At 66.1% G+C, this 4,974-nt stretch carries 5 protein-coding genes; 3 read left to right on the top strand and 2 right to left on the bottom strand.

The window, feature by feature from the left end:
* Positions 1 to 320: 320 nt before the first annotated feature.
* Positions 321 to 1,460 (top strand): Fic family protein, encoded by a 1,140-nt coding sequence (locus KDL01_RS39000; RefSeq protein ID WP_368861742.1) that lies wholly within the window; start codon positions 321 to 323, stop codon positions 1,458 to 1,460.
* Between the two features lie 196 nt (positions 1,461 to 1,656).
* On the opposite strand, the gene KDL01_RS38995 is transcribed toward KDL01_RS39000, so the two are convergent.
* Positions 1,657 to 2,181: a VRR-NUC domain-containing protein gene (locus tag KDL01_RS38995; protein WP_212533755.1), complete on the bottom strand. Its 525-nt coding sequence runs from the start codon at positions 2,179 to 2,181 to the stop codon at positions 1,657 to 1,659.
* 89 nt (positions 2,182 to 2,270) lie between these two features.
* Between KDL01_RS38995 and KDL01_RS38990 the strand changes: the two genes are divergently transcribed.
* A complete protein-coding gene (locus KDL01_RS38990; RefSeq protein ID WP_212533754.1) occupies positions 2,271 to 2,753 on the top strand; it encodes an SMI1/KNR4 family protein in 483 nt (160 codons plus the stop codon).
* A gap of 262 nt (positions 2,754 to 3,015) precedes the next feature.
* Here KDL01_RS38990 and KDL01_RS38985 read toward each other — a convergent pair whose 3' ends face one another.
* Entirely contained in the window at positions 3,016 to 3,561 is a 546-nt protein-coding gene (locus KDL01_RS38985) for a hypothetical protein (protein WP_212533753.1), read from the bottom strand.
* 157 nt (positions 3,562 to 3,718) lie between these two features.
* Here KDL01_RS38985 and KDL01_RS45735 point away from each other — a divergent pair, with 157 nt between their 5' ends.
* Entirely contained in the window at positions 3,719 to 4,741 is a 1,023-nt protein-coding gene (locus KDL01_RS45735; protein ID WP_212533752.1) for an ArsR/SmtB family transcription factor, read from the top strand.
* Positions 4,742 to 4,974: the final 233 nt, after the last annotated feature.

Genomic DNA, 4,974 nt, shown 5'->3' with positions numbered 1-4,974 from the left:
GGCGGGCTGGGGCTTCAAGATGAAGGTCAAGGGCGCCACAGGTGGGCTTTCCCTCTCCGCAGGTGGCCAGCCGGAGGCCGTTGACTGGGGGTCAAATACAGGCAATATTGGCCGAGCTTGCCCAATTGCAGCGAGTCGTGACTGTTGGCTTCGCGTCCTCCAGCGTGAAACGAACGGGTGGCTGGCTGTGGACAAATCGACTAAGCCATTCGGGTGGCCTCTGAGTTGCTCCTTCGGATGAGGCGCCGGAGCGGGGCAGGCCGACAGACTCACGCGCGTGACGTATTGACGTACTGATTGCGTCAATCTATGCTTATTGAGTGCTCTTCCGTGTTCCCCTCCTAACCGACGCTGACCGCCGCGTGCTCGGCGAGATCGACGATTTGCGCCGCCAACTTCGCCACCAGGTGCGTCCACAGCACAGGTGGGCCGACGGTCTGCGAAAATTTCTCACTGCGGATGCGGTCGCCGCCTCCAACTCGATCGAGGGCTTTCGCGTCTCAACCGTCGACGTGGTCGACCTCATGGGCGGTGAGCGCGATGTCGATGTCTCCGATGAGGACCGAGAAGAGACTCTGGCTTACCAGAGGATGATGTCCTTCGTGCAGTCGCAGCACGACGTGCCTGACTTCGCCTACGACAAGGGCCTATTCAACGGGATGCACTGGATGCTCCAGGGCCATCGGCACTCGCGGCGCAAGCCCGCCGGACAATGGCGGCGCGGGCCGGTCTACGTCACCGATGCGCGAGACTCGCACGTGGCCGCCTACACCGGTCCTGACCACGAGCTCGTACCCGGCCTGATGCACGAGCTGGTCGAATGGCTCAACGAGCCGAACCCGGCCGACCACGCACTGGTGCGAGCGGCCATCGCGCATCTGAATCTAGTCTCGATCCACCCGTGGGCCGACGGTAACGGCCGGATGTCCCGATCGCTGCAAACGCTCATGATTGCGCGTGAGGGAGTCCTGGCTCCGGAGTTCAGCTCTATTGAGGCGTGGCTGGGCCGGCCCGGGAACACGTGGGAGTACTATCGCCAGCTCGGCGCGCTCGGCTCCATCTACAGTCCCGAACACGACGCCTCCGCGTGGCTGCGCTTCAACCTCACGGCCTACCACCAGCAGGCCCAGATGGTGCGCTTCCGCGTCGATCGGGCCGCGCGGCTGTGGACATCGCTAGTGGATTTCGCCAAGGAACGCGCCTTGGACGAGCGAACCGTCTCGGCGATGTTCGAGGCTGTTTCGAACGGCCGGGTTCGGCGTGCCAGCTACGAGCAGGCTGAAGGGCTGAGCCTGCAACAGGCGCAAAGAGACCTGCGCGACCTTGTCGCCGCCCGGATCCTGCGCTCGGTCGGACGTACCCGGGCCCGGTACTACGAACCCGGCGAGCTCTTTCCTGAACGGGCCCAGGAAATCGCTGACCGGCCGGTCGCCCTCATGGATCCCTATGCCTCGGAATGAGGCTGACTTCTTCGCCCTGTCATAGCCGCGCCCGTTGTGCCCGACAGTCTCTGCTGCGCGCAGCAACTGCGACTCGACGATCGCGGTCCTCTCTCGGGAAGCGAGAGGAGGTGGTCATTGCGCCTGCGTGGACCGCGAGATTCCCCGTGCGGCGTCGCGGCTACTCAACGACCCGCACTTTTTCGGTGCGATGGACCTAAACCAACTTGAAATCTAACCCAAGCCGGTCCTTGTTGCCCCGTATCCAGGTTTTCTGATCATCGCTGAGTTGGTCGGAGCTGGACTTAACCTCGACGAATAGCGCGTCACGGGCCCCGTCGGGCGTGCTACGCCACGTCAGTAGGTCCGGCCAGCCAACGTAATGATCCCAGTAGGGTTCCGCCAGCCAACGCAGGACGCTTTTGATCTGTTGTGCGCTGAGTACGGTGATGATCGTCCTGGCGCGCTGCTCGTCTTCCGGGGTATACGCCCACAAGTACTGTCGGAGTGGACGGGAGGGCTCAAGCCAGTAGTCAAAAGCCCAGAGCAGGCCCTGGGCCTGCACTCCGAGGAGGTCGAGGTGCGCATCAAGCGCAGCACGACGCCGATCGGCATGTGCTTGCCGGCCGAAGTCCTCGGGTAGCAATGTCCAGATGAGTCCGTCGGTGCCGCCTTCGCCCTGACGATTGACCCCACATGGGCGGACACGCGGATCAAGCGGGTTCTCTGTACCCAGAGCCACATCAAGCAGCCGTAGAGCGCCTGGAACGGCTTCTGCCCGTGAAACGGACTCGGCGACCCTAGCATGGCGCAAGAACGAGGAGGCAGCCGATGACCGCGATCGAGGACGTCGACGCATTCATCCGCATCGTCAAGACCCACGACGGGATCGTCAACTATCACGAGGACCCACCGGACGCCGCACTGATCGAGGAGGCGGAGCGTGTCCTCGGGGTGAGCTTCCCACCCTCCGACCGGCACTTCCTGAGCGAGCTCGGCGGGTGCGACATCGAGGGCGAGGAGTTCTACGGTCTGTTTCGTCGTCGCGATGACCCGCAGCAGATCATGGGCACCGTGAGCTTCTCGCTCCGGGAACGCCAGGACTCCCAGATGCCCACCGCGATGCTCGTCCTCCAATACGACGGAATGGGTGGAATCTACGTCCTCGACACGGCGCAGCCCAACGAGGCCGGCGAAGCACCCGTGCTCGTCTACCTGCCACCATGGGTGACCGACGGCAGGCCGCTGGAGCGCATCGCTCCGAACTTCGGAGCCTTCGCGCTGACCAAGACGCGCCGCGCGATCACCGCGTAGATATCCTTCCGGCGGGCACGGCTTGGGAGGGACCCCTTGATTGCTTCGACAGCTCTATGGTCGAGTCCTTGTGAGGGGCATGGGCACCTCGACGGGCGCGCTGTGTGCCGTCGGAGAAGCAGGCGGCACGCAGCGCGCCCGCGCGGTGATCAGACGTGTGGGCGGTGGGCGGGGCGGGTTTCGGTTGCTGGCCGGCCGGGGCCGGTTGTGCCGGAAGGGCGCGGGAGCGCGCGGGTGCTCAAGGCTTCGCTCGCTGAGCGGATCAGCTCAGGGCGCGGCAGATGTCTGCGGATTGGTCTTGCGCCAGGATGTCGACGGTGCCGGCGGCGCTGACGGTGAAAACGGCCGGGCCGGTCAGGACGTAGAGGCCTGCGGCGTGGTACGGGTTGCCGGGGGCGATCGTCAGGCCGAAGTGGTCCTGGCTGACCCAGGTTCCCGATCCGTCCGGAGACGCGTAGAACTGTGCGGTGCCGGAGAGGTCTTCGATGATCGACTTTCCTGTGTTGACATTGGTGTAGCTGACCACCAGCGGGCCCCGCCAGTCGGTCTCGAGAGGTGTCCCGTCGGGATAGGTCGAGACGACCCGGTACTGCTCGTCCTGCTGCACGACGTCGTTCTGAACCCCGAACGTGCAGGCAGTGCCGGCAGGTATCAGGTAGTTCGCGTTCGTATACGTCTGCCAGCCCCCGCTGCCCCCGCTGCCGCCGCTGCTGCCGCTGGTCGAGTCTGCCTGTGCGGCCCCAGGCAGGGCCGCCGTCAGGAGCGTGGCGGCGGCTGTGGCGAGAGCCGTCGCGAAGCGATTCCTCATGAGGAGTTCCTTTCCGTGCGGATCCTTGGATCCGGTCGCCCGGTAAGATCGCACCGGACGCGTTGACAATGCTCGAGGCTGCGTCCGCGAGGCGCCAACGATTCGGGCTGGGGCGAAGCGACGGGGTCGGACGGCGCTGGTACGGCCGGGGGCGGCAGTGGGCTGCGAAGGAGGGTGGCGGTGCTCCGGATCCACTTCACCGCGCAGGCTGCGTGTCCGGTTCGCGGGGGCGCCCGCGCCGCTGCTCGAACTCGGACTGGCGCTGGCCGCGCTGCAGCACGGCCACACCGACCCGCTGTTCGCCCCCTGGCGGCGGTCGATGAACAAGAACCTGCCGCACCAGGCGCGGCCGCTCTTCGAACTCGTGCCGTCGAACGGTGCCGGGCCCCTGTTCCTGGACCCCGTGAGCGAAGGCCTCGAAGACGGGCTCGACGCGGTGCGCTCCTCTTCACCGGACTTCGTCTCTCGCGAATTGCGCCGTGTCTGCATGGCCGGCCAGCCGGTCACGCCCAGGCTGCGGCAGCTGGACGCTCGAGATCGGGATGCATGGCAGGGCCTTGAGCAAGCACTGCGCAGCGCCCACCACGCGGTCGTGGAGCCGTCCTGGAGCCGGATCCGCGCCGGCTTTCGCGCCGACATCGCCTGGCGCAGCCACCTGATCGCCGAACTCGGCTTGGCCGGCTGCCTGACCACCTTGTTCCCGCGGGCCCGCTGGAACGGAGTGATTTGGACCGTGGACGGCCCTCGCGACCGGGAGCTGTACCTGGGCGGACACGGCCTGACACTGCACCCTTCGGCCTACTGGACCGGAGGGCCGCTGACCGGACGATACCCGGACGGCTCGACCCTGCTGGTCTATCCGGCTCTGAACCCGCTCCCGCTCGTCAGCGAGACATGCGGTTCCGACCCTCTGGCCATGCTCCTCGGCCGCACCCGCGCAGCCGTGCTCGAAGCAGTGGTCGACCAGCGCTCCAGCGGCGAGTTGGCCGCCCTGCTCGGTGTCAGCGCGGCCTCCGTCTCTGAGCACACCAGGACGCTGAGGGAAGCCGGTCTGGTCTCGACCGATCGCTGCGGTAAGACCGCCCGGCACGGCGTGACCGGCCTGGGCATCAGGCTGCTGAGCGCCGGACGGAACATCCGTCCAGCCGATTCGGACAGCACGGACGACAGCGGGTTCTGACCGGGCGTTGACCATGTTGAACGCGGCGAACCCCTCCCGGTTATCGGGAGGGGTTCGGGGTCTGCGCGGGTTCTATCAGCTGTTGACGATGGAGGACACGATGTGTGCGGCCTGGTCTTCCCACTGTGCGTACAGGTAGCCGTCGAAGGAGCGCTGGACGTCCTGTGCGGCGGTGTGCAGGGACATGTTCTGGTAGTTGGAGGGCAGGCTGTTGAGGAATGCGGTGGCGGCGT

This window comes from Actinospica durhamensis, from assembly GCF_018139695.1.
Classification (GTDB): domain Bacteria; phylum Actinomycetota; class Actinomycetes; order Streptomycetales; family Catenulisporaceae; genus Actinospica; species Actinospica durhamensis.
The sequence above is the reverse complement of the archived record's forward strand: the minus strand, read 5'-3'. Positions and strand labels throughout refer to the sequence as shown.